Source organism: Duganella callida, from assembly GCF_004614165.1.
Lineage (GTDB): Bacteria > Pseudomonadota > Gammaproteobacteria > Burkholderiales > Burkholderiaceae_D > Rugamonas > Rugamonas callida.
Genome location: NZ_SPVG01000072.1, coordinates 50,934 through 65,648, shown reverse-complemented (window position 1 = coordinate 65,648; position 14,715 = coordinate 50,934). Strand labels below are relative to the sequence as shown.

The window sequence follows — 14,715 nt, the reverse complement described above, 5'->3', positions numbered from 1 at the left end:
GAAGGGGGAGCACTCAGGTTAGCACGTCAGCCGGCGCGCGCAAACCGTTTGCGGTAAGCCAGCGGCGTGGTGGCGGCCAGGCGGCGGAAATGATAGCGCAGCGATTCCGCCGAGCCGAAGCCGGCGCGCTCGGCGATCTGCGTCAGCGGCACGTCCGGATCTTCCAGCATATCCTTGGCGATCGCGACGCGCTCGCGGATCAGCCATTCGACCGGTCCCAAGCCGGTGGCCTGCTGGAATTGCCGTTGCAAGGTGCGCGGGCTCATGGCCGCGCGCCCGGCCATGCTGGCCACGGTGTGCGCTCGTTCGGGATGGCTGCGCAGCCAGTCCATCAGCTTCGATAGCCGGCCCTGTTCGCCCTGGGCCATGGGACGCGGCAGGAACTGCGCCTGGCCGCCTTCGCGATGCGGCGCCACCACCAGCCGCTGCGCCACCAGGTTGCCGATCCTGGCGCCGTGGTCGCGCCGCACCAGGTGCAGCAGCATGTCCAGCCCGGCCGCCGAACCGGCGGCGGTGATCACCTGGCCGTTATCCACGTACAGCCGATCCGGCTCGACCGTGATTTGCGGATGACGCCGCGCCAGCTGGTCGGCGTAACGCCAGTGGGTGGTGGCGCATTGACCGTCCAGCACGCCGGCGGCGGCCAGCACGAACACACCCGAACAAATCGAACACAGGCGCGCACCGCGCGCGTGGGCGGCGCGTAGCCAGTCCAGCAATGGCGGCGGCGGCGCCTCGTCGGCATCGCGCCAGCCCGGAATGACGATGGTGTCGGCCCGCCTGAGCAGTTCGGGCGCGTACGGCGCCTGTATCGTGATGCCGCCGGCCGCCCGTATCGGTCCCGGCTCGACCGCGCAGACGGCGAAGTCGTACCAATCCACGCCCAGTTCCGGCCGTTCCAGTGCGAACAGCTCGACCGTGCAGCCGAACTCGAAAGTGCAGAGCCGGTCGTAAGCCAGCGCGACAACCAGATGTTTTTTCATGGCGCAATCTTACCGCAGAATGGCATCCGCGCCACTTCCGGCCGACGCCGCGCGGGCCGACAATGCGGTCATCGCCAACCACTCAGGAGCACCGCATGTCCCACGTCACCGAAATCGCCGCCGCCGACAGCGGCGCCGCCCTGGCGCACTTCCAGGCCAGCTTGCGCTACGAGACCGACTGCTGGGACGTGCATGACGCGCTAAGCAACGGCAAGCAGGACTTCGTGCTGCTCGATGTGCGCGGCACGGACAAATACCGCGCCGGCCACGTGCCGGGCGCGCTGGACCTGGCGCACCGCAAGATCGTCGCCGCCAAGCTGGCGGCATTCCCGGCCGACACCGTGTTCGTGGTGTACTGCGCCGGGCCGCACTGCAACGGCGCCGCGCGCGCCGCCGTGCGGCTGGCGCAGTTGGGCCGCCCGGTCAAGCTGATGGCCGGCGGCGTCACCGGCTGGCTGGATGAGGGGTTTACGCTGCAGCCCTCCCCTTGATAGAGTTATTCGCGCCGATTTCGTCACTACGCGGCGGCAATCTGTACTATCGTTGCCTAGCCCCCAATCGTGACCAAGGAAACGCCATGCCAGACGCCGCGCCCACCCCGATCGAAGTCGCACACATCTTCTTCGACCACTGGAACCGCAATCGCATCGACCAGGCCCTGGCCATGCTGTCGGCGGACGTTCTGTACGACAATGTGCCGTTCCCGGACATCATCGGCCGCGCGGAAGTGGAAAAATTCCACCGCGGTTTCGGCATCGGCACCGACTTTCTGCTGGACTGGAAAGTGACCCGGATAGCCGCCGCCGGCAACGTGGTGCTCAACGAGCGCATCGACATTTTCCGCCACACCAGCGGCGGCACCATCACGCTGCCGGTAATGGGCACGCTGACCGTGGAAAACGGCGAAATCACCGTCTGGCGCGATTACTTCGACCCGGCGGATTTCGACCGCCAGCTGGCGGCCGTGAAGGCCGCCGCCGGCTGACGCCAGCCGGTCAGCTGTTGCCGAGCGCTTTCTCGACCGCGCCGACCAGCTGCTTGTCGCCCGGCGTGACCTTGCTGCCGAAGTTGTCCACCACCTTGCCGTTGCGGTCGATCAGGTATTTGTGGAAGTTCCAGGCTGGCGCCTTGCCGGTCGCCTTGATCAGGTTGGCGAACAGCGGATTCGGCTCCTTGCCCGACACCACCGACTTGGCGAACATCGGGAATTTCACGCCGTAGGTGTTGTAGCAGAAATCGGCGATCTCCTTGCTCGAACCCGGCTCCTGCTGGCCGAAGTCGTTGGACGGAAAGCCCAGCACCACGAAGCCCTTGCTGCCGTACTTGGCGTACATGGCTTCCAGCCCTTCATACTGGTTGGTGAAGCCGCAGTAGGAGGCGGTGTTGACCACCAGGATCACCTTGCCCGCGTACTGGCACAGGTCCTGCGGCGTGTCGTCCTGCAGGCGCTTGAAGGTCTGGTGCAGGATGGCCGGGCAACTGCCGGCCGATGCGGTTGCCGCGGCGCCGGCGGGCGCGGCGGCGGGCGCCTGGGCCAACGCGGCAGCGCCGGCCAGCATGGACAGCGAGGAAACGAGGCACAGCTGGGCAAAGGTCTTGGGCATGATGATTGGCCGGAAAGGATAAGAAAAAAACATTCTAGTCCAAACTGTGCGCCGTTGCCGAGGAAACGGCAAAAAGTTCCGCATGCACTCTAGACGGAGATTAAAAGAGGCGCACCTCACGGCGTTATTGTCATCGCGCGGAGGTGGACCATGCGTATCTTGCTTTTGCTGCTGTTCTGGGCCGGCGCCGCCTGGGCGCAGGTCGTTCCCCTGCCGGCCATGCGTGCCGGCCAGGTCAGCGTGTCCGGACTGTCCTCGGGAGCCTACATGGCGGTGCAGTTCGAAGTGGCGTATTCGCGCACCGTGATCGGCGCCGGCATCATCGCCGGCGGTCCCTACTTCTGCTCGCAGGGCAGCGTGTTCACCGCCACCACCCTGTGCAGCTGCACCAATGATTTCTTCAGCTGCCGCGTGCGCCCCGGCGGCACCCACGTGCAGGATCTGATCGCCATCACCGACTGGTTCGCCTCGTCGCAAACCATCGATCCCACCGCCGCCCTGGCCGGGCATCGCGTGTGGATGTTTTCCGGCAGCGCCGACAGCGTGGTGCCGCAGCCGGTGATGGACGACCTGCTCGATTACTACAGCCATTACGTCAATCCCAGCCGCATCCTCTACAAGCGCGACATCAGCGTCGAACACGCCATGCCGACCGACAGCTACGGCAATTCCTGCCTGACCCTGGGCACGCCCTACATCAACAACTGCGGCTACGACGCCGCCGGCGAAATGCTGAACTGGATCTACGGCCCGCTGGCCGCGCGCAGCGGCACGGCCGGCGGCCGCCTGCTGAGTTTCGACCAGACCGAATTCATCAGCGTGCCGCTGTGGCATGGCATGGCCAATATCGGCTATCTGTACGTGCCGGCCGCCTGCGAAAGCGGCGGCTGCCGCGTGCACGTGGCGTTCCATGGCTGCCTGCAGGCGCCGGAAAACATCGGCACCACTTTCGTGCGTCAGACCGGCTACAACCTGTGGGCCGACAGCAACCGCCTGCTGATCCTGTATCCGCAGGCGGCCTCGACCTTCACCAATCCCAACGCGTGCTGGGACTGGTTTGCCTACGACGACACGCGCTACGCGCAGAAAAGCGGCCGCCAGATGGCGGCCGTCAAACGCATGGTGGACCGGCTGACCAGCGCGGACAACCTCAGATGCCAGCCAGGCAGATGTACTTGATCACCAGGTAATCCTCGATGCCGTGGCGCGAGCCTTCGCGCCCCAGGCCGGACTGCTTGACGCCGCCGAACGGCGCCACCTCGGTCGAAATCAGGCCGGTGTTGACGCCGACCATGCCGCTTTCCAGCCCCTCGGCCACGCGCCAGATGCGGCCGACGTCGCGCGAGTAGAAATAGCTGGCCAGGCCGAATTCGGTCGCATTGGCCAGCGCCACCGCTTCCTCGTCGGTACGGAAGCGGAACAGCGGCGCCACCGGGCCGAAGGTTTCCTCGTGCGCCAGCAGCATGCTGTCGTTGACGTCGGCCAGCACGGTGGGCTGGAAGAAGCTGTGCCCCAGTGCATGGCGCTTGCCGCCCAGCAGCAGGCGGCCGCCTTTGGCCAGCGCATCGGCAATATGCTGCTCGACCTTCTTGACGGCCTTGTCATCGATCAGCGGCCCCTGGGTGACACCCTCCTCCACACCGTTGCCGACCTTGAGCTTCTCCACCGCCGCCACCAGTTTGTCGGCGAACGCGTCGTACACCCCATCCTGCACGTAGATGCGATTGGCGCAGACGCAGGTCTGGCCCGAATTGCGGTACTTGGAAGCGATGGCGCCCTCCACCGCCGCGTCCAGGTCGGCGTCGTCGAACACAATGAACGGCGCATTGCCGCCCAGTTCCAGCGACAGCTTCTTGATGGTCGGCGCGCTCTGCGCCATCAGCAGCCGCCCGACCTCGGTCGAACCGGTGAAGCTGACCTTGCGCACGACGGGATTGGACGTCATCTCGCCGCCGATCTCCTTCGACGAGCCGGTCAGCACGCTGAACACCCCGGCCGGCACGCCGGCGCGCTCGGCCAGTACCGCCAGCGCCAGCGCGCAGTAGGGCGTGGCTTCGGCCGGCTTGAGCACCATCGGGCACCCCGCCGCCAGCGCCGGCCCGGCCTTGCGGGTGATCATCGCGATCGGAAAATTCCACGGCGTGATGGCGGCGCAGACGCCGATCGGCTCTTTGGTCACCAGCACCCGCTTGTCTTGCCACGGCGAGGCCACCGTCTCGCCGGCCACGCGCTTGGCCTCTTCGCCGAACCATTCGATGAACGAGGCGCCGTACGCTACCTCGCCGCGCGACTCGGTCAGCGATTTGCCCTGCTCGGAGGTCATCAGCAGCGCCAGGTCGTCGGTGTTTTCCAGAATCAGATCGTTCCACTTGCGCAGGATGAGCGCGCGCTCACGCGCGCTCTTCTTGCGCCAGGCCGGCCAGGCGGCGTTGGCGGCCTCGATGGCGCGCCTGGTCTCGGCGGCGCCCATCAGCGGCACCACCCCAATCTGCTCGCCGGTGGCGGGATTGCTGACGGGCCGCGTGACGCCGCTATCGGCGTCGACCCACTGGCCGTTGATGTAAGCCTGCTGGCGCAGCAGGTCCGGGTCTTTCAATCGCAACATCGCGCACTCCTTCTACTCCACGGTGAAGGACGACAGGTCGGGATGCGGTGGCGGATAGTGCAGGTCCATGCCTTCCAGCGTTTCCAGCAGCAGGCTGGCGACCACCAGGTTACGGTGGGTCTTGGAATTGGCCGGCACGATGTACCACGGCGCATGCGGCGCATCCGTTTCGCGGATCGCCTTTTCGTAAGCGCGCTGGTAGTCGTCCCATTTGCCGCGCTGCTTGATATCCTCTGGATTGAATTTCCACTGCTTGTCCGGATCGTCCAGCCGCTCTTGCAGGCGCTGGCGTTGTTCTTCTTTGGCGATGTGCAGGAACACCTTGATGATCACCGTGCCGGTTTCGGCCAGCATACGCTCAAAATCGCGGATCTGCGCGTAACGCCGCTTGCATTCCTCGTCATCGATCATACCCTGTACGCGGGTGATCAGCACATCCTCGTAATGGCTGCGGTTGAAGATGGCGATCTCGCCCTTGACCGGTACATGCGCATGCACGCGCCACAGGTAATCGTGGGCCAGCTCGTTGTCGGTCGGTCCCTTGAACGCCACCGCGCGCAGGCCCATCGGGCTGATGCCGCTGAACATGGCGCGGATGGTGCCGTCCTTGCCGGCCGTGTCCATGCCCTGCAGGATCAGCAGCACCTTCTGCTTGTGCTGCGCGTACAACTTGTCCTGCAGATCGCCGATGCGGTCGATCAGCGCGGCCGTACGCTCGTGGTCCAGTCGCTTGGCGCGCGACTTGCCAAGCTTGGGATTGGCGGAACGCGTCGAGAACGTGCTGTCATCGGCATCCTTGTCGCGCAGTTTCAGTTTGGCGGGGGCGCGGAAGCGCTGTCGGGCGTTGTGTGTCATGCGCCGAGCATATCACTTAGCCGCAAGCTCTGCCGCGCGGTATCCCCACCACGCCGCCTCCTCGAACACCGAAAAGCCGGACAGGTCGGCATGGGCGAACAGGATCGCGCCATCCGCCTCGCGCAACGCCTTCATGCCCGCGTTGCCGCGGAAACCCGGCCACGGCGCGGCCATGGCGTGGCCGCGCAAGGTGATGTCGACCCGCTCGACGCAGGCGGCGAACGGGGCGCCATAAGCGCTCTGCAGGTCGGCGCTCGCCAGCGCCAGCAATTCCTGCGGCGACGCCGCCGCCATCCAGTGCCGCGCGGCGGACGGCTTGCGGTCCGACAGCGCGACGTAGGCGGTGAACACCGTCTTTTCCGGCGGCCGCACGCGGATGTCTTGGTGGGTGGAGACCACGAAGCCCAGCCCCGGCTCGCTGTACACCACGTTATCCCAGGACAGCGGCTGCGGGTTGGCGCCACCCTGCAACTCCTCCGGAAAGCGCTTGAGCAGGAAATTGGCGATCAGCCACGGCGCGTACTCCGGCGCATGGCGCGCCGGATCGAAACCGTAAGCGGCGATATTCTCCACCACCCGCGCCGCCACATAGGTCGGCATGGCACAGATGGCCTTGCGGGCGCGCAGCAGATAGGTCGATGGCTTGCCGTTCTCCAGTTTGAAGCACAACGCTTCCACCCCGTCGGCCGTGGTCTTCAGCGATACCGCCGTGCCGGCGCTGCGCTTGATCTGCGCCGCGCGCGCCATGCCGGCCGCCAGCGGTTGCAGCCCGCCCGGCCAGGTCAGCCAGGCGCCGTTGCCGGCGTTGGCCGCCTGTCCCCAGCGGCTGCAATAGTAGTGCAGGCCGGCCCAGGCCGATACCTTGTCGTAGCGCGTGCCGTAATCGTCGCGGCAGCAGTAGTTCAGATACCAGTGCAGGGTTGGCGATCTGTAGCCGTTCTGCTCCATCCACTGCTTGAGCGTGATGCGGTCCAGCGCCAGCCACTGCGGATCGTCCGACGACAGCACGGTCGGAAACACGAAGACGCGGCGCCCATCCGCGCCCCTGGTCTGGCGCAGCCGCTGCACCTCGGCGAAGAAACGCTTGTGCTCATCGAGCTCCCATTGCGGCACGCCATCGGTGGGGATGAAACCGTCCTGCCAATGACCGTTGAACAGCAGCCGCTCTTCCGGCGCATGTAGGATGAAGCGCTCGTCATAGTACGGCTTTTCCGCGTAGGGATCTTTCTGGATGATGCCCAGGTCGGCCAGTATCTCGCGCACATGGGTGGATTCCGGCGACGGCAGCGGCAAATAATGCGCCCCGGTCGGATATTCGTATTCGCCGAAGGCGCCGCCGGCGGCATTGCCCCAGGGTTGGGGGCCGTCGATCATCAGCATGTCGGTCTTGCCCAGCTTTTTCAGCTTCCACGCGGCGGTGAGGCCGGCGATGCCGGAACCGAGGATGGCGATATCGGTGTGTATCACCTCGGTTGGCGGCGGCAGCGCGCGGCGCTCGCGCAGGAAGTGACCTTCGTCGCGGCCGGCGTAATTCAGCGTCGGCGTGATCTCCCGCCAGCGCTGGAAAGCCAGCCCGCTGCCGGCCGCCGCCAGCCCGGACGCGCCGGCCCACACCAGAAAGGAACGACGCAACATCAGCGTATCACCCGGCGCCAGTCCTGCTCGAACTCATGCACGAGCGACTGGGTGTTGAGGCGGTTCGGCTCCATCGCCATCGGCTTCATATCGGGCGGGAAGATGAACATTTCGCGCGTGGTGTCGCCGTTCAGGTAGCGCATCGGCAGGCGGTAGCTGGTGGGAGGATGGTAGTCCGCCTGCGGCGTCGCCAGGATGAAGCCCCATTCGCCGAACGAAGGCACGTAAGCGTGGTACGGATAGGTCTTCATGCCCACCTCACGCAGCGTGGAGTCGATGGTCCAGTAAGCGTGCGGCGCGAAGAATGGCGACGTGGACTGCACCACCATCAAGCCATTCGCCGCCAGATGCTTGCGCACCATGCCGTAGAACGGCACCGAATACAGCTTGCCGAGCGCGAAGCTGGACGGATCGGGGAAATCGACGATCACCGCATCGAACATGTCGTCGTTATGCTGCAACCAGATCGCCGCGTCGGCGTTCACCACCTGCACGCGCTTGTCGCTGAAGGAGCCGTGATTCAACCTGACCAGTTCCTCGCGATGCGTGAAGGCGCCGGTCATGGCCGGGTCCAGGTCGACCAGCGTCACATGCTCGATGTTCGGGTAGCGCAGGATTTCGCGCAACGCCAGGCCATCGCCGCCGCCCAGCACCAGCACGCGCTTCGCCCACGGCATCGGTTGCAATACCGGATGCACCAGCGCTTCGTGATAGCGGTATTCGTCGCGCGAAGAGAACTGCAGATTGCCGTTGATGTACAGGCGCAGATCGTCCTTCCAGCGCGTGATCACCAGCCGCTGGTAAGGCGTGGTGGTGGCAAACACGATCTCGTCGCCGAACAGGCCATGCTCGCCCCAATACGTCAGCTTGTCGGCGAAGGCGAAGCCGAACACCAGCGCGCACATTACGGCGCAGGCGCGCAGCAGGCGGCCGGTGACGTTTTTCAGCTCTGTGGAAAACGCCTTGATTGTCCACAGGGCGACGCCGACGTTCAGCATGCCGAACAAAAAGCCGGTGCGCACCAGGCCCAGATACGGCGCCAGCACCAGCGGGAACAGCAGCGACACCGCCAGCGCGCCCAGATAGTCGAAGGTCAGCACCCGGCTGACCAGCTCATTGAATTCGGTCTGGCGCGCGTTCAGCGCGCGCATCACCAGCGGCACCTCCATACCGACGAAGGCGCCGACCAGGAACACCATCATGTACAACAAGGTGCGGAACGGCGCCGCCATCCACGAAAAAGTCAGGAACAGCACCGCCGCCGACACGCCGCCAACCAGGCCGACCGCCAGCTCGATATCGACAAAGCGCGCCAGCACGTCCTCGTCCTTTACGTACTTGGAAAAGTGCGCGCCGACGCCCATCGCAAACAGATAGCATCCGATGATGGTGGAGAACTGCAGCACCGAATCGCCCAGCAGATAACTGGACAGCGCGCCGGCGATCAGCTCATAGGCCAAGCCGCAGGAGGCCACTACGAAAACGGACAGGATCAGAATCTTTTTGGTCATTTACGCAGTTTGCATTATTATCAATCAATCACTTTACCTGAAGGTGTGCCGTGCCCGCCATCCTAAATTATCTGATCCACCTGTTGCTGGCTGCCGTGCTGCTGGCGGTGTTCTTCAAAGCCTACACCTGGATGACGCCCTTCAACGAAGTCCTGTTGATCCGCCAGGGAAATCAGGCGGCGGCGCTATCGCTGAGCGGGGCCTTGATAGGTTTTTCCATCACTGTCGGTTCCGCGCTGATGCATACTGCCGATTACCGCGAATTCTTCGCCTGGGCCTTCGGCGCGATGGTGGTGCAGATGCTGGCGTACGCGATCGCCACCCGGGTGCTGGGCATGTCGAAAGACCAGATCGAAGCGAACAACACCGCCTTCGGCGGCCTGCTGGGCGCGATCTCCATTTCCATCGGCGTCATCAACGGCGCCTGCATTTCCTAATTTCGAGCGAGGACCATCATGGGTATCGGCAGCTTTATCAAGAAGCAGTTTATCGATGTACTGCAATGGAACGAGGACACCGAAGGCGTGCTGGCCTGGCGCTACCCGATGGCCGACCAGGAGATCCAGAACGGCGGCGTACTGGTGGTGCGCGAATCGCAGGTGGCGCTGTTCGTCAACGAGGGCCAGATCGCCGACGTATTCGGCCCCGGCACCCACACCCTGACCACCCAGACCCTGCCCGTCCTGACCAACCTGAAGAACTGGGACAAGCTGTTTGCCTCGCCGTTCAAATCGGACGTGTACTTCTTCAGCACCCGCGTGCAGACCGGCCGCAAATGGGGCACGCCGCAGCCGATCACCATCCGCGACAAGGACTTCGACATGGTGCGCGTGCGCGCCTTCGGCATGTACTCCTACCGCATCACCAACGCCCGTGCCTTCTTCACGGAAGTCAGCGGCACGCGCGAAATCTACACCCGCGACGAGGTGGAAGATCAGTTGCGCGGCATCCTGATGGCGAGCATGGCCAGCTCGCTGGGCGCCTCGCAGGTGCCCTTCCTCGACATGGCGGCCAACCAGGCGCTGATGGCGCAGCAGGTCAAGGGCGACCTGACCACCGCCTTCGCGCGCTACGGGGTGGCGCTGGATGAATTCAACGTGGCCAGCGTCAGCCTGCCGGAAGAACTGCAGGCGGCGCTGGACGAGCGCATCTCGGCCGGCATGAAGGGCGGCATGAGCGCCGACAAGCTGGCCGGCTTCACCAAGTACCAGGTGGCCAGCGCGATTCCGCTGGCGGCGCAGAACGAGGGCGGCCTGGCCGGCCTGGGCGCGGGCCTGGGCGCCGGCGCCGCGGTGGGCCAGGCGATCGGCCAGGCCATGGGCGGCAACATGGGCCAGCCGGCCGCGCCTTCCGCGCCGGCGCAGGAGTCGATCGAAGACCGCCTCGGCAAACTCAAAGGCCTGCTGGACAAGGGCCTGATCTCGGCCGCCGACTACGACAGCACCAAGGCAGAACTGCTGAAGAAACTGATCGGCTGAGCGCGTGCAGATCGTATCCTGTCCCAGCTGCGGCGCGGAAGTCAAATTCCGCTCGCACGCCTCGGTCATGGCGGTGTGCGAATACTGCAGCACACGGGTGCTGAAGGATGGCGACGCGGTCAAGGACCTGGGCAAGATCTCGTCCGTGCTGGAGGATTATTCGCCGATCCAGATCGGCACCGCCGGCGTGCTGGGTGGAAGGCCGTTCACGGTGGTGGGCCGCATCCAGCTGCGCTATTCGGCCGGCATGTGGAACGAGTGGTATCTGCTGTTCGACGACGGCAAGACCTCATGGCTGGGCGATTCGTCCGGCATGTACACCATCACCGCCGAGTACCGGAGCAACGCGCCGGTGCCGGCGTTCGAGCAATTGGAGCCGGGCGAGACGTATGCGATCAACGGCGGTCCCTACATCGCGGCCGAGGTGCGCGTCGCCGATTGCGTGGGCGGCCAGGGCGAGCTGCCGTTCCAGGTCGGCGACGGCTATCAGGCCAAGGTGGCCGACTTCCGGCGCGGCACGGAATTCATCACCCTCGATTATTCCGACTCGCCGCGGCCGGTGATCTACACCGGCATCTCGGTCACGCTGGACGGCCTGCAATGCCAGCTGCTGCGCGACGACGACACCATCCAGCGCGCCGCCGGCCGCTATCGCGGCAAGCTGGATGCCCTCGATTGCCCGGCCTGCGGCAGCCCGATCAAGTTCCTGCCGGGCGTGACGGCCAACCTGGTCTGCCCGGCGTGCCACACGCAGATCGACGCGGCCAGCCCGAAAGCACAGGTGGTGGCGGCCGGCGAGCGCATGGCCGCGGTGCCGCTGACGCTGGAACTGGGCGCCACCGCCAGCATCAACAACCAGCAATTCACCATCATCGGCATGATGCGCCGCGCCGACGATGAGGGCAATGAATGGAACGAGTACCTGATGTACGGCCCGCGCGCCGGCTTTTCCTGGCTGGTGGAGACCGACGACGGCTGGTCCGGCGCCGACGTGCTGGCCGAGTGGCCGATGCAGTACCGGCAAGGCGCGTCCACCGTCACGGTCGGCAAGGTGCAGTATTCGGCGCTATACAGCTATGAAGCGGTGGTGAATTACGCCGTGGGCGCCTTCAACTGGCGCGTGGCCGTGGGCGACAGCACCAACGTCGAAGAGTTCGAAGCCGGCCAGCTGCGCCTGGCCGCCGAAGCCACCGAACACGAAATGACATGGTCGCGCTCGTCGCCGGTGTCGGCCGACCAGCTGAAGGCCTGGTTCGGCGCGGCCTTCAAGGGACGCATCAAGGCGCCGTCGAAAAGCGAACCGTTCGGCCACAACCGCTATCGCACCACCGCCAAGTACATCATCTGGTTCATGCTGGCGGTGAACGCGATCCCGCTGCTGGCGAATTTTTCCGGCACCTGGTTCCTGACCGCGATCGGCGCGCTGGCGATTTATCTGCCGGCGATCTTCCTGGATAACAACGATCAGACATGAGCAAATTCTTCATCTACGCAATCATGGTCGTGCTCGTCACCTCGGGCAGCAGCTGGGTGCGGCTGATGGGCGGCAGCGGCGGCAGCGGCCCTCGCGGCAGCGCCTGGAGCTCGCACACCGGCGGTGGCGGCGGCGCCTGGGGCAGCGGCTCGGGCGGCGGAGGCCACAAATGAAACGCGACATCCCGCCCATCCATGCGCCATCCGGCACCCACGTGCTGGCCGACCTGAGCGGCATCGCTGCCGAAAAATTGAGCAACTGCGAGCTGCTGCAGACCCTGCTGTGCCGCGCCGCCGAGGCGGCAGAGGCACACGTGCTGTTCAGCCATTTCCATACCTTTGGCGACGGCCAGGGCGTGACCGGCGTGGTACTGCTGGCCGAGTCGCACATCACCATCCACACCTGGCCCGAGTGCGGCTTTGCCGCCGCGGACATTTTCATGTGCGGCAGCGCGCAGCCGGAGTTAGCGCTTGCTCTCATCGAACGCACGCTGCAGCCGTTGACTACCAGCGTCAAATCCATCAACCGCACGGGCGTTCAAGCATGAAGCGCCAGCCGCGCTGGACGACCTGATCAAACAAGGCAAAGTGGACGGCGCAGGCAAGACGGTGGTGGCGCGCAGCGGTGTCGGCGTGACCGCGGCCAAGAACGCGCCCAGGCCGGCGATCGGCAGCGCCGAGGAATTGAAGCGCACGCTGCTGGCTGCCAGGTCGATCACCTACTCGGCGCAAGGCGCGACCGGGCCGACCATGAAGAAAATCTTAGAATCGTTCGGCATCAGCGAGGCAATGAACGCCAAGACCGTCATCATCGACAAGATCACCGCGCCGCAGGCCGTCGCGGCCGGACAGGCGGACATGGGCTTCACCCAGATCAGCGAATCCTCGATGCGCCGAAAGCCCAGCTGGCCGGTCCGCTGCCGGCCGAGGTGCAGGTGTACTCGAACCTTCAGCAGTCTTATGGCGAGGTACTGGGTCTGAAAAAACTCTTCCGCTAAGGCGAGCTGGTGTTTTTCGATTGCGGCGGCGGCGCCTGATGCTGGAAGGCGGTAAGGACAAGATCGATACCGGCACCGGCGTGTGCCACTGCTTCAAGGTCGCACAGATCGAGGACGTCGCCGCCGGGCTGCAAGCCAAGGGCGTGCACTTCGAGCGCGGTGCCCATCTGGTGGCCAAGATGCCGGACCACGAGCTATGGATGGCGTTCTTCCGCGATCCCGATCATCACCTGCTGGCGCTGACGGAAGAAAAACGCTGAGTCTGACGCGCTGCCAGTTTTTTCAGCAACCAGGGCAGGAAGATCAGTACTGAATCGATCAGCGCGTGGGCAATCATGCAGGCCACCAGGTCGCGCTGCCACAGATACAGCCCCGTCAGCAGACCGCCGCCGAACAGCACCCCCACCAGGTGGCTGCGCGACCAGCCGCCCAGGTGCGCCAGCGTGAACACGGCCAGCGGCAACAGGGCCGCCAGCCACAGGCTGCCGGTCAGCTCCGTCAGCCGCTCGATGGGATAACCGCGGAACATGATTTCTTCGGTGATGCCGGCGGTCAGCACCACCGCCCAGCGGAACCACGGCGGCGTCGCCGCCAGCCGCAGCATGCCCTCGGCCGCGCCGTCCGGCAGCGCGCCCTGACCGCTGCTGCTGGCCTGGATCAGCGACAGCACCGACATCGTCATCACCGTCAGGCCCAGCGCGGCGCCGATCAGCCAGGCCAGGTAGTTGCCCCAAACGATGCCGATGCTGGCCATCGGCCGCTGCTCCCACAGCAGCATCAGCGCCAGCAAGGCCAGACAGCCGCCCCAGGCCATCAGCAGATGGCGCGTCTGCTTGAACGGCGCATGCCGGTCGCCGTGCTTGATGAAAGCGAACAGCGACGGCAGACCCAGCGCCAGCAGCAGGCCGCACAGTGTCGCGATCATGCGGCGGCCTGTTCCTCGGCCAATTGCGCATCCTTCTCGCGCGCGGCGATGGCGGCCGGACGGCTGTTGACACGGGCGACGTAATCATCGATCACCTGCAACTTGGGCAGCAGGTTGAAATAGCCCATCCAGCCGAACGCCGTGGCCCACAGCACATCCAGCGCGCTGAACTGTTCACCGAGCAGATACGGGCCTTTGGACAACTGCTCCATCATGGTGTTGAACATGGTGTCGAAGTCGCCGTAGTGGCAGGCGGTCTTGTTGCCAGGCTTGTTCTGCATCCACTGGTCGATGATGGCCGGTTCGAAGCAGCTGCCGTAGAAGGCCATCCAGCGCAGGTAGGGACCGCGCAAGGGATCGCCCAGTGGCGGCGCCAGTTTCGCTTCGGGGAACAGGTCGGCCAGGTAGAGGTAGATCGCCACCTGTTCGGTAACGACGGCGTCGCCATGGCGGATCGCCGGCACCTTGCCCATGGGGTTGACGGCCAGATACGGCGCGGCGCGGTTCTCGCCCTTCTTCATATTCATCACGTGCAGCTCGTAGGGAGCATGCAATTCCTCCAGCAGCGTCAGCACGCCGGTCGAGCGTGTATGCGGGCAGTGGTACAAGGTGATTTGCTGGTTCATGCGTTTCTCCGATCGGTGTTGA

General features: G+C 65.1%; 18 protein-coding genes. 10 read left to right on the top strand and 8 right to left on the bottom strand.

What is annotated here, in order from left to right:
* Positions 1–26: 26 nt before the first annotated feature.
* Positions 27–983: a transcriptional regulator FtrA gene (gene ftrA / locus E4L98_RS07245; protein ID WP_135200890.1), complete on the bottom strand. Its 957-nt coding sequence runs from the start codon at positions 981–983 to the stop codon at positions 27–29.
* Positions 984–1,078: 95 nt separating this feature from the next.
* On the opposite strand from ftrA, the gene E4L98_RS07240 reads away from it, so the two are divergent.
* Entirely contained in the window at positions 1,079–1,474 is a 396-nt protein-coding gene (locus E4L98_RS07240; protein ID WP_135200889.1) for a rhodanese-like domain-containing protein, read from the top strand.
* Positions 1,475–1,560: 86 nt separating this feature from the next.
* Complete coding sequence (locus E4L98_RS07235; RefSeq protein WP_135200888.1) at positions 1,561–1,968, top strand: limonene-1,2-epoxide hydrolase family protein; 408 nt, start codon at positions 1,561–1,563, stop codon at positions 1,966–1,968.
* A gap of 10 nt (positions 1,969–1,978) precedes the next feature.
* Here the strand turns inward: E4L98_RS07235 and E4L98_RS07230 are convergent, their stop codons facing one another.
* Positions 1,979–2,587: a glutathione peroxidase gene (locus E4L98_RS07230; RefSeq protein ID WP_135200887.1), complete on the bottom strand. Its 609-nt coding sequence runs from the start codon at positions 2,585–2,587 to the stop codon at positions 1,979–1,981.
* Between the two features lie 150 nt (positions 2,588–2,737).
* Between E4L98_RS07230 and E4L98_RS07225 the strand changes: the two genes are divergently transcribed.
* Positions 2,738–3,766 (top strand): extracellular catalytic domain type 2 short-chain-length polyhydroxyalkanoate depolymerase, encoded by a 1,029-nt coding sequence (locus E4L98_RS07225; protein WP_229257293.1) that lies wholly within the window; start codon positions 2,738–2,740, stop codon positions 3,764–3,766.
* Here the strand turns inward: E4L98_RS07225 and E4L98_RS07220 are convergent.
* From E4L98_RS07220 to E4L98_RS07205, 4 genes are read right to left on the bottom strand one after another with little or no spacing between them, the layout of a single operon-like run.
* On the bottom strand, positions 3,738–5,192 hold the full coding sequence (locus tag E4L98_RS07220; protein ID WP_135200886.1) for an NAD-dependent succinate-semialdehyde dehydrogenase: 1,455 nt from the start codon (positions 5,190–5,192) through the stop codon (positions 3,738–3,740). The genes E4L98_RS07225 and E4L98_RS07220 overlap by 29 nt on opposite strands.
* Before the next feature lie 12 nt (positions 5,193–5,204).
* The gene (locus E4L98_RS07215; protein ID WP_135200885.1) at positions 5,205–6,047 is read right to left on the bottom strand and encodes a polyphosphate kinase 2 family protein; all 843 of its coding nucleotides are present in this window, start codon (positions 6,045–6,047) and stop codon (positions 5,205–5,207) included.
* A 12-nt stretch (positions 6,048–6,059) separates the two neighbouring features.
* Positions 6,060–7,682, bottom strand: coding sequence for an NAD(P)-binding protein (locus tag E4L98_RS07210; protein ID WP_135200884.1), 1,623 nt, complete (start codon positions 7,680–7,682; stop codon positions 6,060–6,062).
* Positions 7,682–9,193 (bottom strand): polyamine aminopropyltransferase, encoded by a 1,512-nt coding sequence (locus tag E4L98_RS07205; RefSeq protein ID WP_135200883.1) that lies wholly within the window; start codon positions 9,191–9,193, stop codon positions 7,682–7,684. The genes E4L98_RS07210 and E4L98_RS07205 overlap by 1 nt, the downstream gene beginning before the upstream one ends.
* A gap of 50 nt (positions 9,194–9,243) precedes the next feature.
* On the opposite strand from E4L98_RS07205, the gene E4L98_RS07200 reads away from it, so the two are divergent.
* Genes E4L98_RS07200 through E4L98_RS07175 form a run of 7 tightly spaced genes read left to right on the top strand, consistent with a single transcriptional unit; the run spans position 9,244 to position 13,402 of the window.
* Positions 9,244–9,630, top strand: a complete 387-nt coding sequence (locus tag E4L98_RS07200) for a DUF350 domain-containing protein (protein ID WP_135200882.1) — start codon at positions 9,244–9,246, stop codon at positions 9,628–9,630.
* 18 nt (positions 9,631–9,648) lie between these two features.
* Positions 9,649–10,671, top strand: coding sequence for an SPFH domain-containing protein (locus E4L98_RS07195; RefSeq protein ID WP_135200881.1), 1,023 nt, complete (start codon positions 9,649–9,651; stop codon positions 10,669–10,671).
* Positions 10,672–10,675: 4 nt separating this feature from the next.
* The gene (locus E4L98_RS07190; protein WP_135200880.1) at positions 10,676–12,145 is read left to right on the top strand and encodes a DUF4178 domain-containing protein; all 1,470 of its coding nucleotides are present in this window, start codon (positions 10,676–10,678) and stop codon (positions 12,143–12,145) included.
* Complete coding sequence (locus E4L98_RS29955; protein ID WP_167761293.1) at positions 12,142–12,318, top strand: hypothetical protein; 177 nt, start codon at positions 12,142–12,144, stop codon at positions 12,316–12,318. The genes E4L98_RS07190 and E4L98_RS29955 overlap by 4 nt, the downstream gene beginning before the upstream one ends.
* A complete protein-coding gene (gene speD / locus E4L98_RS07185; RefSeq protein ID WP_135200879.1) occupies positions 12,315–12,692 on the top strand; it encodes an adenosylmethionine decarboxylase in 378 nt (125 codons plus the stop codon). Before E4L98_RS29955 ends, speD begins: the two co-directional genes overlap by 4 nt.
* A gap of 13 nt (positions 12,693–12,705) precedes the next feature.
* Positions 12,706–13,125 carry a substrate-binding domain-containing protein gene (locus E4L98_RS07180; RefSeq protein WP_135200878.1) on the top strand — a complete coding sequence of 140 codons (420 nt, stop codon included), beginning with the start codon at positions 12,706–12,708 and terminating at the stop codon, positions 13,123–13,125.
* 55 nt (positions 13,126–13,180) lie between these two features.
* Positions 13,181–13,402, top strand: coding sequence for a VOC family protein (locus E4L98_RS07175; RefSeq protein WP_135200877.1), 222 nt, complete (start codon positions 13,181–13,183; stop codon positions 13,400–13,402).
* Here the strand turns inward: E4L98_RS07175 and E4L98_RS07170 are convergent.
* Positions 13,369–14,067 (bottom strand): CPBP family intramembrane glutamic endopeptidase, encoded by a 699-nt coding sequence (locus E4L98_RS07170; RefSeq protein ID WP_135200876.1) that lies wholly within the window; start codon positions 14,065–14,067, stop codon positions 13,369–13,371. The two genes, E4L98_RS07175 and E4L98_RS07170, sit on opposite strands and share 34 nt — an antisense overlap.
* The gene (locus tag E4L98_RS07165) at positions 14,064–14,693 is read right to left on the bottom strand and encodes a glutathione S-transferase family protein (protein WP_135200875.1); all 630 of its coding nucleotides are present in this window, start codon (positions 14,691–14,693) and stop codon (positions 14,064–14,066) included. Before E4L98_RS07165 ends, E4L98_RS07170 begins: the two co-directional genes overlap by 4 nt.
* Between the last annotated feature and the right edge of the window lie 22 nt (positions 14,694–14,715).